17 protein-coding genes and 2 rRNA genes (1 of these 19 cut by a window edge) are annotated in these 18649 nt (G+C 68.5%); 16 read left to right on the top strand and 3 right to left on the bottom strand.

What is annotated here, in order from left to right; translation table 11 throughout:
* The 11 genes from OG698_RS22095 to OG698_RS22045 all read left to right on the top strand — a co-directional run.
* Positions 1–1346 (top strand): 23S ribosomal RNA (locus OG698_RS22095); it begins 1778 nt to the left of the window's first position.
* A gap of 89 nt (positions 1347–1435) precedes the next feature.
* Positions 1436–1552: ribosomal RNA gene (rrf, locus tag OG698_RS22090) — 5S ribosomal RNA — on the top strand.
* 71 nt (positions 1553–1623) lie between these two features.
* Positions 1624–2268, top strand: a complete 645-nt coding sequence (locus OG698_RS22085) for an HAD family hydrolase (RefSeq protein ID WP_406104906.1) — start codon at positions 1624–1626, stop codon at positions 2266–2268.
* Between the two features lie 136 nt (positions 2269–2404).
* Complete coding sequence (locus OG698_RS22080; RefSeq protein WP_406104905.1) at positions 2405–3133, top strand: VC0807 family protein; 729 nt, start codon at positions 2405–2407, stop codon at positions 3131–3133.
* A 130-nt stretch (positions 3134–3263) separates the two neighbouring features.
* The gene (locus OG698_RS22075; RefSeq protein WP_406104903.1) at positions 3264–4478 is read left to right on the top strand and encodes an MFS transporter; all 1215 of its coding nucleotides are present in this window, start codon (positions 3264–3266) and stop codon (positions 4476–4478) included.
* A complete protein-coding gene (locus OG698_RS22070) occupies positions 4429–5604 on the top strand; it encodes an acetoin utilization protein AcuC (RefSeq protein WP_406104902.1) in 1176 nt (391 codons plus the stop codon). Before OG698_RS22075 ends, OG698_RS22070 begins: the two co-directional genes overlap by 50 nt.
* Before the next feature lie 107 nt (positions 5605–5711).
* Positions 5712–6527 carry a phosphatase gene (locus OG698_RS22065; RefSeq protein ID WP_406104901.1) on the top strand — a complete coding sequence of 272 codons (816 nt, stop codon included), beginning with the start codon at positions 5712–5714 and terminating at the stop codon, positions 6525–6527.
* Positions 6528–6656: 129 nt separating this feature from the next.
* Positions 6657–6869: a helix-turn-helix domain-containing protein gene (locus tag OG698_RS22060; protein ID WP_159032723.1), complete on the top strand. Its 213-nt coding sequence runs from the start codon at positions 6657–6659 to the stop codon at positions 6867–6869.
* Between the two features lie 120 nt (positions 6870–6989).
* Complete coding sequence (locus OG698_RS22055; RefSeq protein ID WP_003948845.1) at positions 6990–7088, top strand: 30S ribosomal protein bS22; 99 nt, start codon at positions 6990–6992, stop codon at positions 7086–7088.
* Between the two features lie 276 nt (positions 7089–7364).
* The gene (locus OG698_RS22050; protein WP_329571480.1) at positions 7365–8426 is read left to right on the top strand and encodes an NAD-dependent epimerase/dehydratase family protein; all 1062 of its coding nucleotides are present in this window, start codon (positions 7365–7367) and stop codon (positions 8424–8426) included.
* 14 nt (positions 8427–8440) lie between these two features.
* Positions 8441–9493, top strand: coding sequence for a lysophospholipid acyltransferase family protein (locus tag OG698_RS22045; protein ID WP_399970970.1), 1053 nt, complete (start codon positions 8441–8443; stop codon positions 9491–9493).
* Between the two features lie 81 nt (positions 9494–9574).
* Here OG698_RS22045 and OG698_RS22040 read toward each other — a convergent pair whose 3' ends face one another.
* The 3 genes from OG698_RS22040 to OG698_RS22030 all read right to left on the bottom strand — a co-directional run bounded on the left by OG698_RS22040 (position 9575) and on the right by OG698_RS22030 (position 13100).
* A complete protein-coding gene (locus OG698_RS22040) occupies positions 9575–10780 on the bottom strand; it encodes a DUF5667 domain-containing protein (RefSeq protein WP_406104899.1) in 1206 nt (401 codons plus the stop codon).
* A gap of 257 nt (positions 10781–11037) precedes the next feature.
* On the bottom strand, positions 11038–11829 hold the full coding sequence (locus OG698_RS22035) for an ECF subfamily RNA polymerase sigma factor, BldN family (protein WP_100599392.1): 792 nt from the start codon (positions 11827–11829) through the stop codon (positions 11038–11040).
* 326 nt (positions 11830–12155) lie between these two features.
* Positions 12156–13100: an HAD family hydrolase gene (locus OG698_RS22030; protein WP_406104897.1), complete on the bottom strand. Its 945-nt coding sequence runs from the start codon at positions 13098–13100 to the stop codon at positions 12156–12158.
* 127 nt (positions 13101–13227) lie between these two features.
* On the opposite strand from OG698_RS22030, the gene OG698_RS22025 reads away from it, so the two are divergent.
* From OG698_RS22025 to OG698_RS22005, 5 genes are all read left to right on the top strand, one after another.
* Positions 13228–13515: a glutaredoxin family protein gene (locus OG698_RS22025; RefSeq protein ID WP_399970972.1), complete on the top strand. Its 288-nt coding sequence runs from the start codon at positions 13228–13230 to the stop codon at positions 13513–13515.
* A gap of 327 nt (positions 13516–13842) precedes the next feature.
* Positions 13843–14616 (top strand): redox-sensing transcriptional repressor Rex, encoded by a 774-nt coding sequence (locus OG698_RS22020; protein ID WP_406104895.1) that lies wholly within the window; start codon positions 13843–13845, stop codon positions 14614–14616.
* A complete protein-coding gene (locus OG698_RS22015) occupies positions 14613–15980 on the top strand; it encodes a glutamyl-tRNA reductase (RefSeq protein WP_406104894.1) in 1368 nt (455 codons plus the stop codon). Before OG698_RS22020 ends, OG698_RS22015 begins: the two co-directional genes overlap by 4 nt.
* Entirely contained in the window at positions 15977–16936 is a 960-nt protein-coding gene (gene hemC / locus OG698_RS22010; protein WP_399970975.1) for a hydroxymethylbilane synthase, read from the top strand. The genes OG698_RS22015 and hemC overlap by 4 nt, the downstream gene beginning before the upstream one ends.
* Positions 16933–18618 (top strand): uroporphyrinogen-III synthase, encoded by a 1686-nt coding sequence (locus tag OG698_RS22005; protein WP_406104892.1) that lies wholly within the window; start codon positions 16933–16935, stop codon positions 18616–18618. The genes hemC and OG698_RS22005 overlap by 4 nt, the downstream gene beginning before the upstream one ends.
* Positions 18619–18649: the final 31 nt, after the last annotated feature.

The following is an 18649-nucleotide window of genomic DNA, read 5'->3' as shown; positions in this document are numbered from 1 at the left end:
GCTGTCGAGAAAAGCCTCTAGCGAGTTTCATGGCGGCCCGTACCCTAAACCGACTCAGGTGGTCAGGTAGAGAATACCGAGGCGTTCGGGTGAACTATGGTTAAGGAACTCGGCAAAATGCCCCCGTAACTTCGGGAGAAGGGGGGCCATCACCGGTGATTGAATTTACTTCATGAGCTGGGGGTGGCCGCAGAGACCAGCGAGAAGCGACTGTTTACTAAAAACACAGGTCCGTGCGAAGCCGTAAGGCGATGTATACGGACTGACGCCTGCCCGGTGCTGGAACGTTAAGGGGACCGGTTAGTGCACTTTCGGGTGTGCGAAGCTGAGAACTTAAGCGCCAGTAAACGGCGGTGGTAACTATAACCATCCTAAGGTAGCGAAATTCCTTGTCGGGTAAGTTCCGACCTGCACGAATGGCGTAACGACTTCTCGACTGTCTCAACCATAGGCCCGGTGAAATTGCACTACGAGTAAAGATGCTCGTTTCGCGCAGCAGGACGGAAAGACCCCGGGACCTTTACTACAGTTTGATATTGGTGTTCGGTTCGGCTTGTGTAGGATAGGTGGGAGACTTTGAACTCTGGACGCCAGTTCAGGGGGAGTCGTCGTTGAAATACCACTCTGGTCGTGCTGGATGTCTAACCTGGGTCCGTGATCCGGATCAGGGACAGTGTCTGATGGGTAGTTTAACTGGGGCGGTTGCCTCCTAAAGAGTAACGGAGGCGCCCAAAGGTTCCCTCAGCCTGGTTGGTAATCAGGTGTTGAGTGTAAGTGCACAAGGGAGCTTGACTGTGAGACCGACGGGTCGAGCAGGGACGAAAGTCGGGACTAGTGATCCGGCGGTGGCTTGTGGAAGCGCCGTCGCTCAACGGATAAAAGGTACCCCGGGGATAACAGGCTGATCTTCCCCAAGAGTCCATATCGACGGGATGGTTTGGCACCTCGATGTCGGCTCGTCGCATCCTGGGGCTGGAGTCGGTCCCAAGGGTTGGGCTGTTCGCCCATTAAAGCGGTACGCGAGCTGGGTTTAGAACGTCGTGAGACAGTTCGGTCCCTATCCGCTGTGCGCGTAGGAATATTGAGAAGGGCTGTCCCTAGTACGAGAGGACCGGGACGGACGAACCTCTGGTGTGCCAGTTGTCCTGCCAAGGGCATGGCTGGTTGGCTACGTTCGGAAAGGATAACCGCTGAAAGCATCTAAGCGGGAAGCCTGCTTCGAGATGAGTATTCCCACCCCCTTGAGGGGTTAAGGCTCCCAGTAGACGACTGGGTTGATAGGCCAGATCTGGAAGCCCGGTAACGGGTGGAGGTGACTGGTACTAATAGGCCGAGGGCTTGTCCTCAGTTGCTCGCGTCCACTGTGTTGGTTCTGAAACCACGAACAACCCCACGTTTGTCACAGAGCGTGGTGCGGTTGACAGTTTCATAGTGTTTCGGTGGTCATAGCGTGAGGGAAACGCCCGGTTACATTCCGAACCCGGAAGCTAAGCCTCACAGCGCCGATGGTACTGCAGGGGGGACCCTGTGGGAGAGTAGGACGCCGCCGAACTATTTTTGAAGAAAACCCCCGTAACGGATGAGAATCCTGTTACGGGGGTTTTCTGCGTTTAGGGTCGACCTATGCGATACGACCTGATCATCTTCGACAATGACGGCGTTCTCGTCGACAGTGAGCCGATTTCCAACAAGCTTCTCGCCGGCTATCTCACTGAACTCGGGCACCCCACCTCGTACGAGGAGTCCCTCAGGGACTACATGGGCGCCGCCATGCACCGCGTACACGATCTTGTCGAGGAGCGGACCGGGCAGCGGCTTCCCGAGGACTTCGACGATGTTTTTCACGGGCGGGTATTCGCCGCCTTCGAGCGGGAGCTGGAACCCGTGCCCGGGGCCGGGGAGGTCCTGGAGAAGCTGGCCGCCGATGGAGTGCCGTACTGCGTGGCCTCCTCGGGGAGTCACGAGCGGATCCGCGTCGGGCACCGCAAGACAGGGCACGACAAGTGGTTCGACGACGGGCGGATCTTCAGTTCGCAGGATGTCGGGCGAGGGAAGCCGGCGCCGGATCTCTTCCTGTACGCGGCCCAGCGCATGGGTGTGGCGCCGGAGAGGTGCGCGGTCGTGGAGGACAGTCCGCTCGGCGTCCAGGCCGCGATGGCTGCCGGGATGGACGTGTACGGGTTCACGGCCATGACGCCCGGGAGCCGGTTGAGTGCGGCCACCGAACTGTTCGGTGACATGCGGGAATTGCCTGACCTGCTGACATGACATCGCCGTACGGTCCGCCCTGACATTTGTCACCGTGAGCTCCGGACGATCGTTTCTGTTGGGCGGTGGGGGGCCTCCAGGAAGCTGAGTACATCGAGAACGGGACGTACGCAGTGACGACGGAGGGAACCCGATCATGAGCCAGCTCGTTGCACAGACACCGGTCAAGTCCGCTGAGGCGGCTGCCGCCTCGCAGAGTGACCGTGCGGCCCTCCTGGGGAGCCTCAGGCCGCTGGTCGTGGACGTGGTCGTGCCGATGGCCTCGTACTACGTGCTGAGCAAGGGGTTCGGTATGAGCACGCTGGCCGCCCTGGGGTGGAGCAGTGTGCTGCCGGCGCTGCGGACCGTGTGGGGAGTGCTGCGGCAGCGGCGGCTCAATGTGCTGGCCGGGGTCATCCTCGTCGTGAACATGGTGGGGCTGCTGCTGAGCACGGTGACGGGTGACCCTCGGCTGATGCTGGCCAAGGACAGCGGGGTCAGCAGTGTCGTGGGCATCTCGATGCTGGTGTCGGTCCTGGCCGGCAAGCCGCTCCTCACGTCCGCGCTCAAGCCCTTCGTGACGAAGGGGACTGCCGAGCGTTCTGCGGCCTGGGAGCGGCTGTCGGCGGGGCCGGGTCGCTTCGTGCGGGCCGAGCGGGTGTTCACAGCGGTGTGGGGTCTGGCGCTGGTCACCGAGTGCGTGGTACGGATCGTGGGGGCGTACACGTTGCCGGTCGACACGATGGTCTGGCTCGGCAATGTGATCATGGCGGGCGCCGTGGTCCTGGCCTTCCGGGTCAGTGGGCGTCTGGCTGTGGGGCCGATGGAGCGGATGGTCGAGGAGGAGCTGGTGAGGCACCGGGGTCAGATGGAGCGCGTCGCCTGACACCCCTCCGGCGCCTCCGTAGCTCGCACCCGCTTCCCGGTCGCCCGATGACGGCGGCCGGGAACTTTCGCTCGAGATGCAGCGAGATCCATCTACCCACCGGTAGATCTGGGGCATACGCTGTGCGGCCATGACAGAAGTGCTGCGGCGTGGCAGAGGTTCGCTGGCGTTCAGTTTCTTTGTGCAGGGTGCCGCGTTCGCGCTCCTGGTGACTCGAATACCGGCGATTCAGGATCAGTACGGCATATCAGATGGGCTGTTGCCCGTCTTTCTCGCGGCGGTGCCGATCCTGGCCGGGGTCGGGAGCGTGTGTACCGAGAAGCTGGTCAAGCGGGTGCGGCCCAGTCGGGTCCTGCGGTGGTCGCAGCCGGTCGTCCTGCTGGCGCTGCTCGGGGTCGGGGCGGGGGACTCGCTGTGGCAAGCGGCCCTGGCGCTGGGGGCGTTCGGGCTCGCGGTGGGTGCGCTTGACGCGTCCATGAACATGCTCGGGGTGAGCCTGCAGAGGGCGTACGGGCGCAGCATCATGCTCGGGTTTCACGCGGCGTACAGCCTGGGCGGGATCATGGGGGCGTCGCTCGCGTGGGTGGGGGCGCACTGGGACCTGTCGCTGTTCGTGTCGTATCTGCCGGTGGTGGTGTTGCTGTTGCCGGCGGCGTTCGTGGGGAGTCGTTGGTACGCCGACGGGGAGAGCGGTGCCGGTGAGGGTGCGCAGGGCGCCGCGGGTGGCCCGGTGGTGTTCAAGCTGCTGTTGCCGCTGTGTCTGGTGATGACGTTCGCGTACATCGGGGACTCGACGGTCTCCAACTGGAGTGCGAAGTACCTCCAGGACGTGCTGGGGAGTTCGGAGCAGCTGTCGACGGTTCCGTACAACGTCTACATGGTGATGACGCTGGTGGGGCGGGCGCTCGGGGATCTTGGGGTGCGGCGGTTCGGAGCGGTCGTGGTGGTGCGGTTCGGGGCCGTGGTGGCGGCGCTAGGGTTCGCGGTCGTGGCGGTGGCGCCGGGGCCCTGGGTGGGGATGCTCGGGTTCACGCTGCTGGGGCTCGGGTTGTGTGTGATCGTGCCGCAGACGTTCGCCGCTGCGGGCAGGCTCTTCCCGAACGCTTCGGATTCGGCGATCGCGCGGCTGAATGTCTTCAACTATGTGGGATTTCTGATCGGTTCGCCCCTTGTGGGCGCTCTGGGCGATGCGTGGAACTACCGGGGGGCGATGCTCGTTCCCATGGTGTTGGTGCTCGTGACACTCGTGTACGCCCGTTCTTTCGCCCCTGGAGCGGACCGATACGGTGACGGGCATGAGCGGCCGCGCACAGCTGATGTGGGACGAGGCAGTAACGGGCTATGACTTCGGCCCGGATCACCCGATGGATCCGGTCCGGCTGGCCCTGACGAGAAGTCTCGTCGGGGCTCTTGGGCTCGACCGTGAGGTGGACGTCGTAGCAGCCAAGCGGGCGGGTGTGTCGACGCTGCGGCTCGTGCACCGCGAGGACTATGTGGAGGCGGTCAAGGCCGCGTCCGCCGACCCGGCTTCGGCGGACGGGAGCTATGGGCTGGGGACGGTCGACGATCCGGCCTTCGCCGGTATGCACGATGTGTCGGCGCTGATCGCAGGGCAGTCCGTGGGTGCTGCGGAGGCCGTCTGGCGGGGTGAGGCGCTGCACGCGGTGAACTTCGCGGGCGGGCTGCACCATGCGATGCCCGGGGGTGCTGCCGGGTTCTGCATCTACAACGACGCGGCACTGGCCGTCGCTCGTCTCCTCGAGCTGGGCGCCGAGCGGGTCGCGTACGTGGATGTGGACGTGCATCACGGGGACGGCGTACAGGCGGCGTTCTGGGAGGACCCGCGGGTGCTCACCATTTCGCTGCACGAGCATCCGCGGACGCTGTTTCCGCAGACCGGGTGGCCGGAGGAGACGGGGGCCGACGGTCCGGCGGAGGGGTCGGCGGTCAATGTGGCGCTGCCGGCGGGGACCGGGGACGCGGGGTGGCTGCGGGCTTTTCATGCCGTCGTGCCTGAGCTGCTGGCGGAGTTCAGGCCGCAGGTCCTGGTGACACAGCACGGGGCCGATACGCATTTCGAGGACCCGCTGGCGCATCTGGCGGTGTCGCTCGACGCGCAGCGGGCCGTTCAGGTCGCCTGCCATGAGTTGGCGCACGAGCATGCGGACGGGCGTTGGGTCGCGCTGGGCGGTGGCGGGTACGCGGTGGTGGATGTGGTGCCGCGGTCCTGGTCGCACCTGGTGGGGATCGCCGCGGGGCACGAGGTGGCGCCCGAGACGGTGATTCCGGAGAGCTGGCGGCAGGAAGCGTTCGCCAGGACGCGGCAGTTGGCTCCGACGCGGATGACGGACGGGATGTGGCCGGTCTCGTACAAGGAGTGGGAGTTGGGGTACGACCCGGCGGACCGGCTCGACCAGGCGGTTCTGGCGACGCGGCGTTCGGTGTTCCCGCTGCGGGGGCTGTTGCCGTAGCAGCGTGGCGGCGGGCGCCCGGTGAGGGTACGAGGCGTTACGCCAAGTGTGGGGTGTTTTCGGGGTTTTAGGGGTGGCAGGGACCCCAATGCGCCAGCATCACACGGGTGTTGAGCACCGGAGCGCTGCGTGCGCATCTGCTGGCCGCCCATCTGGCCGGGCCCGTGGCGACCTCCCGTGAGGTGAGTCTGCGCAGCTATCGGCTCTTCGCGGCCAGGGATCCCCGGATACTTCTGGGCCTCGATCCCGAGTGGAGCTGGGGTCAGCGGGATCTGCTCGCCCTGATGGCCGACAAGTGCGGGGTGTCGGGCGATCCGGGGGACACGTCTGGGTGTGACGTGATCGACCCGGAGCGGACGCTGGCGGCGCTCGACGCGTTCGCGAAGCGGCTCGGTGAGGCTGCGCGGGGTCGCGTCCCGGTGCTTTTCGGGACGGGTCACCCGCATCGACTCCTTGGTTTCTACGCCGCGTTGGCGGACGCCCTGTCGGCGGCGGGATGTCCCGTCCTCACCCCCGCGCAGGGTGAGAGTGTCGACATAACGACCCGGTTCGGCCTACGTACGTACGACCTCGACTACGTCCGTGGAGTCGCACTGGTGCGGGAACCCGGCGCGCGTGCGCCGGGGAGTGGGACCGGCGCACATACCCACTCACCCCTGCCGGTTCGCACGGTGCTGGCGGCCGCGGCGCAGGCCGGCGGGCTGCTGCCGGAACTGGTCGTGGGCGACCATGGATGGGTCTGCGGTGCAGGTCAGTTGGGGTTCGACGCGATCGGGCTCGCGGATACGGATGACCCCGCGTTGTTCGTGGGGGAGGCCGAGGGGCAGGTGTCCGTAGTCGTTCCGCTTGATGACGCTGTGCGGTCTGATTACTACCGACCGCTTACTCGCTATGTACTCAATCGAGCGTGTCTGTCACAGTAGGCGGCCATCCGCTGCTCCTCTTCCCCACTCGCACCACACGCCCCTAGTCTGGGGAGTGAGCACGCAACGACGTTGAGTCACCGGAAGGGGAAGCCGGTGGCCGTCGAGTGCGGAAGGTTCAGGTGTGTCATGGCTGCTGGTGAGAGTAGGCCTCTGAACGAGGTGCAGTTCCTGACCGTGGCGGAAGTCGCCTCGGTGATGCGAGTCTCGAAGATGACCGTGTACCGGCTGGTGCACAGTGGTCATCTGCCCGCGATCCGGGTCGGAAGGTCTTTCCGAGTCCCGGAACAAGCGGTTCACGAGTACCTCCGCGAGTCCTACGTGGGGGTGGAGACAGCCTGACGGCATCCTCCGGGATCCCTCGATTACAGGCTCAGCGCTGGGCCGGGTAGGCTAGGCCGACGTAGGTCGTGTGGGCCCAGACGCCCCGCACCGAGTGAAGAGAAGTGAGCGAGGGTAGTCGTGGGCTCTGTTATCAAGAAGCGGCGTAAGCGGATGGCCAAGAAGAAGCACCGCAAGCTGCTGAAGCGCACCCGCGTGCAGCGTCGCAACAAGAAGTAAGCGACCGCTGCATCAAGCGCGCTCTGTGGCCCCTCCACCGTCCGGTGGAGGGGCCACAGTCGTTCCACGGCCCTTATGGGGCCGCTTTCGCGGGCTCGTGTGGGAACGTAGGGCCACGTCCCGGCGACCTCGGTCTGTACGTACGTCTGTGGCTGTCGTCACTTCCTGCATCGCGCGGTCATCACAGCGCAACATCGAACCGCTAACGTGGCGGCGAGAGCCAGGCGGTGCGGAACTGGGGCGCGGCAGGGCTGCGACGGAAGGTAGGCGCTGATCTTGGGCAAGGTCGTGCTCGTGACCGGGGTGGCCCGGCAGCTCGGGGGCCGTTTCGTACGACGCATCCAGCGTGATCCCGAGGTGGACCGGGTGATCGGCGTGGACGCGGTGGCCCCCGCGCATCATCTGGGGGGTGCCGAGTTCCTCCAGGCGGACATAAGGCAGCCCGCGATCGCCCGGCTGCTCGCGGAGCACTCCGTCGACACGGTCGTCCACCTGGACGTCACGGGTACCCCGCTGGCCAGCGGCGGCCGGGGCTCCGTCAAGGAGACCAACGTCATCGGCACGATGCAGCTGCTCGGCGCCTGCCAGAAGGCGCCGGCGGTCAAGCGGCTCGTGGTGAAGTCCAGTACGAACGTGTACGGGTCCGCGCCGCGCGACCCGGCCGTGTTCACCGAGACGACGCCGCCCAAGTCGCTGCCCAGCGGCGGCTTCGCCAAGGACACCGTGGAGGTCGAGGGGTATGTGCGCGGGTTCGCCCGGCGCCGGCCCGATGTCGCGGTGTGCGTGCTGCGGTTCGCGAACATCCTCGGTCCCGCCGCCGATTCGCCGCTCGCCGAGTACTTCTCGCTGCCGGTCCTGCCGACCGTCCTCGGCTATGACCCGCGGCTCCAGTTCGTGCACGAGGACGATGTCATCGAGGTGCTGCGGATCGCGTCGCACGAGCCGGCGCGGGGGACGCTCAACAGCGGCACGTTCAATGTCGCCGGTGACGGGGTGCTGCTCCTGTCGCAGTGCTCGCGCCGGCTGGGGCGGCCTACGGTGCCGGTGTTCCTCCCGGCCGTGACCTGGGTGGGATCGGCTCTGCGTACGCTGGGCGCGACGGACTTCTCGCCCGAGCAGATCAGGCTGCTCACGCACGGGCGGGTCGTGTCGACGGCCCAGATGCGCGAGACGCTGGGCTATCGGCCCGAGTACACGACGGCGGAGACCTTCGCGGAGTTCGTCCGTGGCCGCGGGCCCGGACTCCTGCCGCCGGAGGCCCTCGCGGGGGCCGTCGACCGGCTCGCCTCGCTGCCCTTCCTGGGCGGCGGTCACCCCCCGACGCAGAGCGCCAGCTGAGGAGCGCATCAACGATGGCGGATGCCAAGGTCATTCCGTTCGACGACGACCGCTCGCGCACCGGCGCCGGCAAGGTGGTTCCGCGCCGCCGTGGCGCGAGCGGCCGGCGCAAGGGCGAGCCCGCGGCCGTTCGCGAGGTCGCGCCGCTGCCCGAGCAGCAGGACCACGAGCCGACACCGCCCGCCGCCGCGCGGGAGCCGGAACCGCGGGAGCGGCCGCAGGCCGGCGGTGGCCTGGACCGGCGCATCGCGGGCGGCCTCGCGTTCCTGCGGCGGCGCCTGACGGGCGATTACGACGTCGACGAGTTCGGCTACGACAAGGAACTCACCGACCAGGTCCTGATGTCCCTGGTGCGGCCTCTGTACGAGAAGTACTTCCGGGTCGAGGTGAAGGGCATCGAGAACATCCCGGCGGACGGCGGTGCGCTGATCGTCGCCAATCACTCGGGGACGCTGCCGCTGGACGGCGTGATGATGCAGGTCGCCGTGCACGACAACCATCCGCAGAACCGCCATCTGCGGCTCCTGGCCGCGGACCTGGTGTTCATGCTGCCGGTGGTCAACGAGCTGGCGCGCAAGGCCGGCCACACGCTGGCCTGTGCGGAGGACGCGCAGCGGCTCCTGGAGCAGGGCGAGCTGGTCGGGGTGATGCCGGAGGGGTTCAAGGGCATCGGCAAGCCGTTCAGCGAGCGGTACAAGCTCCAGCGGTTCGGGCGTGGCGGGTTCGTCTCGACGGCGTTGCGCGCCGGGACACCGATCGTGCCGTGCTCGATCGTCGGGGCGGAGGAGATCTACCCGATGATCGGCAACGCGAAGACGCTGGCGCGGCTCCTTGGCTTCCCGTACTTCCCGATCACGCCGACGTTTCCGTGGCTCGGGCCGTTGGGTGCGGTGCCGCTGCCGACCAAGTGGACGATCCAGTTCGGCGAGCCGATCCCGACGGACGGCTTCCCGCCGGAGGCGGCCGAGGACCCGATGTTGATGTTCAACCTGACGGACCAGGTGCGGGAGCAGATCCAGCACACGCTGTACAAGCTGCTCGTGCAGCGGAGGTCGGTGTTCTTCTGAGAGTTCCGCCAAGGACATACGTGAAGGGGGCGGCCACCGGATCCGGTGGCCGCCCCCTTCACGTAACACGCGACGAAGTGACTAGTCCACGTCCTCGCTGTCGATTCCCAGGCCGGGCAGCAGGCCTGGGAGGAGGGGCGGGAGCGTGACGTCAGGCTTCGGGGTGGTGTGTTTGCCTTCGGACGGGGTGGGGCTGGTGTCGTCCTTGGGCGGGTCGAGGAGGCCGCCGGTGGTGTCGCCGAGGAGGCCGTCGTCGTGGGTGCCGGAGGAGGACGGCCGGGGTTTGCCCGAGCTGTCCTGGTGGGCGCCCGACGCTCCGCCGGCCGTCGGGGTGGAGCGGTCGTCGCCGGAGGAGCCGGGCGTCCGGTCGTGGACGCCGGGCTGTCCGCCGCTGCGGCCGCCCTGCTCGGGGGCCTGCGGGAGCAGGGACCGCAGCGGGTCGACCTCTTGGTCTATGGCGTCGAAGACCGAGCTGACCTGCGCGCCCACGTCGCCGAGCTGTACGGGCAGGCGGTCGCGCAGCGCGTCCCAGTTCTCACGGTGGGACTGGGTGAACGACGACAGGGCCTGGATGGGGCCGAGCGAGCCGTCCCTGCGGTAGGCCTCGAGGAGCAGGCGGTGGCCCTCGGAGGCGTCGTACTGGACGCCGGAGAGCGTGCGCCTGACTTCGCCGAGGGACTCGTGGTCGAGCTGTCCGCTGCGGCCGCGCTCCATGAGCCGGCGCGCTTCGCTGAGGCGGGTGGAGGCCTGGTCGAGATAGATCCGGCCGCGGTCGGAGTCGCCGTCGGCCATGCCGAGTTTCAGGTCCTCCATCCCGCGTTTCAGTCCGTAGAGATGGTCACCGGGGAGGGCGTCGGAGCTGGCAGCGGCGACGCCGCCGAAGGCTCCCGCGGCGACACCGACGGTGAGGCCGCCGGCCGCGATGCCCTTGGACAGGCGTGAGCGGGGTCGCAACTTCCGCAGCGGGCTCGCCCGGTGAGCGCCCTTGCGCGCGCGCTGCTCGGGCACGGAAGGGCCTGGCCCCGCACCCCCCGCAGCCGTGCCCTCGAGCAGCATGGCCTCCATGGCGGCCACGAGCTGGGCTCGTTGAACCACCTTGACCTCGGGGTCAAGCTCAGGCTTGGGAAGTTCGTCCAGTCCGGTCACCAGCGCCAACAGCTTGCCCTGCTCGCCTTGTTCGGCGGGGGGCTCTTCCTGCTGTACGGCCGCCGCTTCCCGGTCGGACTGCTCCTCCAGGGCCTGGGCGAAGGCGTTCGCCCGCCGGTGTGCCGATACGTTCGCGATCACTGGCGGCACCTCCTCTCGTCATGACGGTCGACTCCCCAGGGGGTCCTGAGGGTTGCACACCCTGAGTACTTCCACACGATCGAGTGAGTGGAAGCAGTCGGGGAGTGACCACAGGGAGCCTGCATCCCGCATAACGAGCGACGCGGCACTTGGGTTACGGACGGCGGATGATCGGACCGCGATCCCATCTGCCCCTCACAGAAGGTGAGTTGACGGCTACGGAACGACGCGGCGGGTGGGGTGGGCCCCACCGGTCGCTAACGGGCGTCGTCCGGGAGCAGGCGCGCCAGGGTGCGTACGGCGCGGTACTGGAGGGTCTTGATCGCACCCTCGTTCTTGCCCATGACCTTGGCGGTCTCGGCGACCGAGAGGCCCTGCAGGAAGCGCAGGGTCACGCACTCCTGCTGCTGGGGGTTGAGCCGGTGCACCGCGTCGAGCAGGGCCGCGTTCGACAGGGATTCGAGGACGGAGTCTTCTGGGCTGCGCTCGACCTCGTTCGCGTCGAGCATTTCGCCGGTGGTCACTTCGAGGCGGAAACGGCTCGACTTGAAGTGGTCGGCGACCAGGTTCCGCGCGATCGTGACCAGCCAGGCGCCGAAGTCGCGCCCCTGCCAGGTGAAGGTGCCGATGCGGCGCAGGGCCCGCAGGAAGGTCTCGCTGGTGAGGTCCTCGGCCGTCGCCTTCCCGCCGACGCGGTAGTAGATGTAGCGGTAGACGGTGTCGCTGTACTGGTCGTAGAGACGGCCGAACGCGTCGGCCTCGCCCGCCTGGGCGCGCTCGACGAGATCCATCATGCGGGCGCTGTCGCTGTCCGCGGCGGGGCGGCGTGCGGTGGACGTACCGGCGGAACCGGATCGGGCTCGTCTTCCGACCGTGGTGCTCCCGTCAGCCAGGGCATAGCAAGGACCGGTAGGGCCGTTCGCGGCGGGTGCCGCGACGGCGAGGGCGGGGACGGCGTACGCGGTGGGGACGAAGCCGCGCAAGCGGTCGGAGACCGTTGCGCGCAGCGTAGCCAGGCCCGAGGCGTCAACCCCGACGTGTGGGTACACGGGACTCCCAGAGGCAGAGCTTCCATCACGTGCAGTGCGGGACCGTTCACTCGTCGTGTTGACGCGTGGGTACCGGTTTGCGTCTGAGGAGAATAACGCTTCGTGCAGGGAGCGCTACACCCAGTTGCTCAAATCACCGATTACGTCGCTTCCGTAACTGAACGGAGTCGGTTCAAGTACCGGAGAGTGACCGATTGTTGATCGGATTAGGTCATGTTCCGTCTGAGCGCGGGGCGTGTTGTGGCCGAGTTGAACCAACGGGACTGGCGGGAGCCGTGCGGGGGTAAGGGGATGCGATTGGCGCTCGTGCCCGGGAGCGCCGCGGGTCAGCGGCGACGACGGTGCAGGGCCACCGCGGCGGCCGTGCCGCCGGCCAGTGCGCCGACTCCCGCCGCTGCCGGGATGCCGACCTTCGCGGCCTTGCGGCCCGTGCGGTAGTCGCGCAGCCGCCAGTCACGTTCGCGTGCGTGCTTGCGCAGTTTGGTGTCCGGATTGATCGCGTACGGATGTCCTACGAGCGACAGCATCGGGATGTCGTTGTGCGAGTCGCTGTACGCGGCGCAGCGGCCCAGGTCGAGGCCCTCGGCGGAGGCGAGGGCGCGGACGGCCTCGGCCTTCGCGGGGCCGTGCAGGGGTTCGCCGACGAGCTTGCCCGTGTAGACGCCGCCGACGGACTCGGCGACCGTGCCGAGGGCGCCGGTCAGGCCGAGGCGGCGGGCGATGATCGTCGCAGTCTCCACGGGGGCGGCGGTGACGAGCCACACCTTCTGGCCCGCGTCCAGGTGGGCCTGGGCGAGGGCACGGGTGCCGGGCCAGATGCGCTCGGCCATGTACTCGTCGTAGATCTCCTCGCCGATGGACATCAGCTCGGCGACGCGGTGGCCCTTGACGATGGACAGCGCGCTGTCGCGTGCGTCCTGCATGTGCTCGGGGTCCTCGACCCCGGCGATCCTGAACCAGGCCTGCTGCCAGCCGAACTTGACCAGCTCGCGGCGCTGGAAGAACTTCCGTTTGTAGAGGCCGCGGCCGAAGTGGAAGATCGCGGCGCCCTGCATGACGGTGTTGTCGAGGTCGAAGAAGGCGGCGGCCCTGTCGTCGCCGACGACAGGGAACTCCGTTTCCGGGGTGCCTTCATCGGGCTGTGTCGCCTCGCCGAGCTGTTCCAGCTCCTGCGACGACTTGCGGGCGGCCTCGGCCGAGGCCTCGCCAGCCAATACGCTCCGCGCGGTGGCGGAGCGCCTACGGGGGGTGAGCCATCCGAGAGCGGCCATGTCGTGAGCATAGCCAGTCTGTTCGGTGGTTCCGGAGTCGTGAGGATTCGGCGTTGTGAACTCTCCGCGACCGAGCCGTTAAACAACTGTCGGGAGGGGTGCCCCGGAAGGCGTCGGCGGAGCGAGAATGGCCGGTATGAGCCCCATTTTTCGCCGGAGCGAGAAGAAGAGCCCCGAGGAGCGTCTGGTCACCCTGGTGGGGAAGCCCGGCTGCCATCTGTGCGACGACGCGCAGGAGGTGATCGAGAAGGTGTGCGGCGAGCTCGGTGCGTCCTGGGAGAAGAAGGACATCAACCAGGACGAGGAGTTGTACCGCTTGTACTGGGAGCAGATCCCCGTGGTGCTCGTGGACGGAGCACAGCATGACTTCTGGAAGGTGAACGAAGATCGACTTCGGCGTGCACTGACGGGCTGATGTGTCGGTGGTCGCGCGCGAGTAGCGGCCGTCACTGACTGAGCAGTCCAAGTGGTCCGGAAAGTCGCCTAGGATCGGGGGCGGTTTGGTCTCGGGGGCGCGGATCGTAGAGGAGAGTGTACGGTTTTGCCCCCTTCATGCAGGCAACGAAGCGGCTTGCGCGCAGGTTCCATATGCGCGCGCCAGGGGCGCGTGACCCCGGTCACGTTGCCCGGGCAAATCGGACACAATCTTTGTGCACGCGTTCACAAAGACATAGCCTGCATTCGACGGGGCGGTCCTGGGACGTACGACCGCCCGCAGCCCCGCTCTACCCGCAGGAGCACCGTGGCAACTGGCCGAACTCACCGACCGGCGACCCGCAGCCGAGGAATTCCCGAGGCCACCGTCGCCCGCCTTCCGCTGTACCTCCGGGCCCTCACCGGCCTGTCGGAGCGCTCGGTTCCCACGGTCTCCTCCGAGGAGCTCGCGGCCGCCGCGGGGGTCAATTCCGCGAAGCTGCGCAAGGACTTCTCGTACCTCGGCTCCTACGGCACCCGCGGTGTGGGTTACGACGTCGAGTACCTCGTCTACCAGATCTCCCGCGAGCTCGGCCTCACCCAGGACTGGCCGATCGTGATGGTCGGTATCGGTAACCTCGGCGCCGCTCTGGCCAATTACGGCGGCTTCGCCTCGCGTGGCTTCCGTGTCGCCGCCCTGATCGACGCCGATCCGGCGATGACCGGCAAGTCCGTCGCGGGCATGGCCGTGCAGCACGCCGACGACCTCGAGAAGATCATCGACGACAACGGCGTCTCCATCGGCGTCATCGCGACGCCCGCGGGCGCGGCCCAGCAGGTCTGCGACCGGCTCGTCGCCGCCGGTGTCACCTCGATCCTCAACTTCGCGCCGACCGTCCTGTCCGTGCCGGACGGCGTCGACGTGCGCAAGGTCGACCTCTCCATCGAGCTCCAGATCCTCGCCTTCCACGAGCAGCGCAAGGCCGGCGAGGGTCAGGGCGACACGGTGGACGAGGCCGGCACCGAGCCCCCGGCCGCCGCTGCGACGAAGCCGGCCCGCAAGGGACCCGACGGGGATGTCCCCGCCGTGATGCCGGCATGAGTCTCCTCGTCGTAGGCCTGAGCCACCGCAGTGCTCCCGTGAGCGTCCTCGAGCGCGCCGCGCTCTCCGCGGACGCCCAGGCGAAGCTGCTCCAGGACACGCTCGCCGCGGAGCCCGCCGCCGAGGCCTCGGTGCTCTCGACGTGTAACCGCATCGAGCTGTACGCCGACGTGGACAAGTTCCACGCGGGTGTCGCCGAGCTCTCGACGCTGCTCGCCCAGCACAGCGGCGTCGGTCTCGAGGAGCTCACTCCTTATCTTTATGTGCACTACGAGGACCGGGCCGTTCACCACCTGTTCTCGGTGGCGTGCGGGCTGGACTCGATGGTCGTGGGCGAGGGCCAGATCCTCGGCCAGATCAAGGACGGCCTCGCGCGCTCCCAGGAGTTGCACACCGCGGGTCGCCTCCTCAACGACCTGTTCCAGCAGGCCCTGCGGGTCGGCAAGCGGGCCCACTCGGAGACCGGGATCGACCGTGCCGGGCAGTCCCTGGTCACGTTCGGCCTGGAGCAGCTGGCGGCCGGGGGCCCTGTAGATGTATGGGCCAAGGACAAGTGCGCGCTGGTGATCGGCGCGGGCTCGATGTCCTCGCTGGCCGCGGCGACGCTCGCGCGCGCGGGTGTCGCCGAGATCGTCGTCGCCAACCGCACGCTGGAGCGCGCCGAGCGACTCGCGCAGATCCTGAGCGAGCCCGGCGGCACCGGAGTGGCCGCGCGCGCGGTTCCCATGGACGCCGTCGGCGACGAACTGACACGTGCCGATGTCGTCGTCTCCTGCACCGGAGCGACCGGACTCGTGCTGAGCGAGGCCGAGATCCTGCGCGCCACCGAGGGGCGTACGGGCGGCCTCGCGCTGCTCGACCTCGCGATGCCGCGTGACATCGACGGCGCCGCGCACCGCATCGGCGGCGTGCGCTTCGTCGACATCGAGTCCCTCGCCGAGGCCTCGGCCGACGCGCCTATGGCCGCCGACGTGGACCAGGTGCGGGGCATCGTCTCCGACGAGGTCGCCGCGTTCGGCGCCGCTCAGCGCGCCGCGACCATCACGCCGACCGTCGTCGCCCTGCGCACGATGGCCGCCGACGTGGTCACCGGCGAGATCGCGCGGCTCGACGGGCGCCTGCCGGAGCTCGACGAGAAGCAGCGCGCGGAGATCACCCAGACCGTGCGGCGCGTGGTGGACAAGCTCCTGCACGCGCCGACCGTACGGGTCAAGCAGCTGGCCGCCGAGCCCGGCGGTGCCGGGTACGCGGACGCGCTGCGGACCCTTTTCGACCTCGACCCGGAGGCGGTGGCCGCCGTCTCGCGGGCCGATCTGAACGAGCTGAACGAGCCGGTAGCCAAGAATCGAGGCCGGGCATCATGACGGACAGGGCACTCAGGCTCGGGACCAGGCGCAGCAAGCTCGCCATGGCCCAGTCGGGGCGCGTGGCTGAGGCCGTACGGCAGGTGACGGGACGGCCCGTCGAGCTGGTCGAGATCACCACGTACGGGGACACGTCCCGCGAGCAGCTGGCGCAGATCGGCGGCACCGGCGTGTTCGTCGTGGCGCTGCGCGAGGCGCTGCTGCGCGGCGACGTCGACTTCGCCGTGCACTCCCTCAAGGACCTGCCGACCACGCCCCACCCGGACCTCACGCTGGCGGCCGTGCCGCTGCGCGAGGACCCGCGCGACGTACTCGTCGCCCGCGACGGACTGACCTTCGCGCAGCTCCCCGAGGGAGCGCGCATCGGTACCGGTGCGCCGCGCCGCATGTCGCAGCTGAACGCGTACGCGCGCAGCCACGGCATGCACATAGAGACCGTGCCGATCCGCGGGAACATCGACACCCGCGTCGGTTACGTGCACAACGGGGAGCTCGACGCAGTCGTGCTCGCCGCCGCCGGACTGAACCGGATCGGCCGCATCGGGGAAGTGACGGACTTCCTCGCGGTCGACACTGTTCTTCCCGCCCCCGGCCAGGGGGCACTGGCGATCGAGTGCTCCGCGTCCAACGCGGACCTCGCCGCCGTGCTCGGAGAGCTCGACGACTCGTTCACACGAGTCGCCGTGACCGCCGAGCGATCCCTGCTCGCCGCCCTGGAGGCCGGCTGCAGTGCACCTGTGGGTGCCCTGGCCGACCTGCTGGCCGACGGGCAGATTGCCAACGAAATGCGCCTGCGAGGTGTCGTCGGTACGACCGACGGCTCCGCGCTGGTGCAGCTGTCCACCACCGGTCCCGTGCCCGAGACGGAAGACCAGGCGCTGGCGCTCGGTCGCGAACTCGCTGCCGAGATGCTCGCCAAGGGCGCGGCCGGTCTGATGGGGGAGCGAGCACTTTGAGCCCCACCACCTCTGACCCTTCGGCCACCTGGGCAACCGGGCACGTCACCTTCCTCGGTGCCGGTCCCGGAGATCCAGGACTACTGACGCTGCGCGCCGTGGAGGCGCTCGCCCGAGCGGATGTGCTGATCGCCGAGCCCGAAGTGCTCGACGTCGTCCGCACGCACGCGAAGGCGGGCGTGACCGTCCTCGGCGCGGAGATCCCGGGCGCACCGGGGCAGACGGCTGCTGACGGTGCGTCAACTGCCGCCGTGGTCCCCGCGTTGAGGGACTGCGCCAATCTTGTCATGGAGGCCGCGCGGGGCGGCAAGCGGGTCGTACGTGCCGTCAGCGGCGACCCCGGACTCGACACCTACGCGGCCGGGGAGATGCTGGCCTGCGCGGCCGACGGGGTCTCCTTCGAGGTCGTGCCCGGCATCGCGGCGGCTGTCGGTGTGCCCGCGTACGCCGGTGTTCCGCTGCGGGACGCGCAGGGCGCGGACGTGCGGTTCGTCGACGCCCGCACCGCCTCCGAGCGCTGCTGGACCGAGGTCGGCGCGTCCGACGGCACGGTCGTCGTCTCGACGACGCTCGACGCGGTGGCCGCGGCCGCCGGCGAGCTGGTCGCGGCGGGCCGCAAGCCGGACACCCCGCTGACCGTCACGGTCGCCGGTACGACGACGCGCCAGCGGACCTGGTCCGCGACGCTCGGCACGATCGCCCAGACCTTCAAGCAGGCGAAGGTGCTGCCCTCCCCGGAGGGCGGTCGCCCCGTCATAGCCGTGGTCGGCGAGCGCTCCGCGGCCGCCCAGCGCGACCAGCTCTCGTGGTTCGAGTCCAAGCCGCTGTTCGGCTGGAAGGTGCTCGTACCGCGGACCAAGGAGCAGGCGGCGTCGCTCTCCGACCAGCTCAGCTCGTACGGCGCCGTGCCGCACGAGGTGCCGACGATCGCGGTCGAACCGCCGCGCACGCCCCAGCAGATGGAGCGCGCGGTCAAGGGCCTCGTCACCGGACGCTACGAGTGGATCGCCTTCACCTCGGTGAACGCGGTCAAGGCCGTGCGCGAGAAGTTCGAGGAGTACGGGCTCGACGCCCGTGCCTTCGCCGGGATCAAGGTCGCCGCGGTGGGCGAGCAGACCGCCGCCGCGCTCGTCGCGTTCGGTGTGAAGCCCGACCTCGTGCCGAGCGGTGAGCAGTCCGCCGCCGGTCTCCTCGAGGACTGGCCGCCGTACGACCCGGTCTTCGACCCGATCGACCGTGTCTTCCTGCCGCGCGCCGACATCGCCACCGAGACGCTCGTCGCCGGGCTCATCGAACTCGGGTGGGAGGTCGACGACGTGACCGCCTACCGGACGGTGCGTGCGTCGCCGCCGCCGGCGGAGACGCGCGAGGCGATCAAGGGCGGCGGATTCGACGCCGTGCTGTTCACGTCGTCGTCGACCGTGCGGAACCTGGTGGGTATCGCCGGGAAGCCGCACAACGTGACCGTGATCGCGTGCATCGGCCCCGCGACGGCCAAGACCGCCGAGGAGCACGGGCTGCGCGTGGACGTGATGTCCCCGGAGCCGTCGGTGCACCGGCTGGCGCAGGCGCTGGCCGACTTCGGTGCGCGGCGGCGTGCCGCCGCGCTCGAGGCGGGGGATCCTGTGTCCCGGCCGAGCGAGCGGCGGCCCGGGGCCCGGAGGCGTCGGGCGGCGCCGTAGGGCCGAGCGGTCGTGGGCACAGCCCGGTGTA

This window comes from Streptomyces sp. NBC_01003 (assembly GCF_045162695.1).
Lineage (GTDB): Bacteria > Actinomycetota > Actinomycetes > Streptomycetales > Streptomycetaceae > Streptomyces.
The sequence above is the reverse complement of the archived record's forward strand: the minus strand, read 5'-3'. Positions and strand labels throughout refer to the sequence as shown.

Coding starts and splice junctions, on each gene's coding strand:
- OG698_RS22060 (WP_159032723.1), top strand. CDS start 6,657: ATGGCTGCTGGTGAGAGTAGGCCTCTGAACGAGGTGCAGTTCCTGACC.
- OG698_RS22030 (WP_406104897.1), bottom strand. CDS start 13,100: ATGGCCGCTCTCGGATGGCTCACCCCCCGTAGGCGCTCCGCCACCGCG.
- hemC (WP_399970975.1), top strand. CDS start 15,977: ATGACGGACAGGGCACTCAGGCTCGGGACCAGGCGCAGCAAGCTCGCC.
- OG698_RS22045 (WP_399970970.1), top strand. CDS start 8,441: ATGGCGGATGCCAAGGTCATTCCGTTCGACGACGACCGCTCGCGCACC.
- OG698_RS22025 (WP_399970972.1), top strand. CDS start 13,228: ATGGCCGGTATGAGCCCCATTTTTCGCCGGAGCGAGAAGAAGAGCCCC.
- OG698_RS22070 (WP_406104902.1), top strand. CDS start 4,429: ATGAGCGGCCGCGCACAGCTGATGTGGGACGAGGCAGTAACGGGCTAT.
- OG698_RS22085 (WP_406104906.1), top strand. CDS start 1,624: ATGCGATACGACCTGATCATCTTCGACAATGACGGCGTTCTCGTCGAC.
- OG698_RS22015 (WP_406104894.1), top strand. CDS start 14,613: ATGAGTCTCCTCGTCGTAGGCCTGAGCCACCGCAGTGCTCCCGTGAGC.
- OG698_RS22080 (WP_406104905.1), top strand. CDS start 2,405: ATGAGCCAGCTCGTTGCACAGACACCGGTCAAGTCCGCTGAGGCGGCT.
- OG698_RS22075 (WP_406104903.1), top strand. CDS start 3,264: ATGACAGAAGTGCTGCGGCGTGGCAGAGGTTCGCTGGCGTTCAGTTTC.